Raw genomic sequence first — 716 nt, forward strand, 5'->3', positions numbered from 1 at the left:
GATAGCGAATTTTATGCTCTCTGAGAGCCACTTTCCTTACGTCCTTTTCTTAGAGGGGTCTAACTTTTTAACAGAAAATATCTCAATAACAAGACCAGATGGAAGGGTTGTTAATCTTGAGTATAATTCTGGTATATTAAATAGGTTAGATCGACTAACTGCAGCTAATTATGGAATGCCTATAAATAGTAATCTATGTATTAACAAATTTGTAAATCATAAAGACAAAAGCATTATGCTACAAGCAGCATCTATATATACTCAAGGAGATGGGAGGGAGTGGGATTCGAATCATGTTTGNAATAATGTTTGATATATCAACGACTTCGCTCAGAGTGTTGGGGCGTGACTTGTTTGAACAGCTTACATCTAAGTGATATTTTTTATTTTAATAAGGTTTTAATTAATGGCTAGAAATGCAACAAACAAGTTACTGCACAAAGCTAAAAAATCGAAAAGCGACGAATTTTACACTCAGTATTGTGATATTGAGAACGAACTGCAATACTACAGAGAGCACTTCTCTGATAAGGTTGTTTATTGCAATTGTGATGATCCTAGAGTAAGCAATTTCTTTAAATATTTTGCAGTGAATTTTGATAATCTTGGCTTGAAAAAGTTAATAGCATCTTGCTATGTAGAGAATAAAGAAGGTTTTTCTAGTAGCGAAGCCGCGAAGAACGGATTTTACTATGAATATCATAAAGAAAATGGAA

Annotated in this window: 2 protein-coding genes; both read left to right on the plus strand. The window is 33.3% G+C overall.

Annotation, left to right across the window (positions count from 1 at the left end; translation table 11 throughout):
- The first annotated feature begins 13 nt into the window (after positions 1-13).
- Positions 14-313, plus strand: a complete 300-nt coding sequence (locus HMPREF0549_RS08875) for an EcoRI family type II restriction endonuclease (RefSeq protein ID WP_445013409.1) — start codon at positions 14-16, stop codon at positions 311-313.
- Between the two features lie 93 nt (positions 314-406).
- The coding region (locus HMPREF0549_RS08880; protein ID WP_003717966.1) for an adenine-specific methyltransferase EcoRI family protein at positions 407-716 on the plus strand (310 nt) is incomplete at its 3' end.

The organism is Limosilactobacillus vaginalis DSM 5837 = ATCC 49540 (assembly GCF_000159435.1).
GTDB lineage: Bacteria > Bacillota > Bacilli > Lactobacillales > Lactobacillaceae > Limosilactobacillus > Limosilactobacillus vaginalis.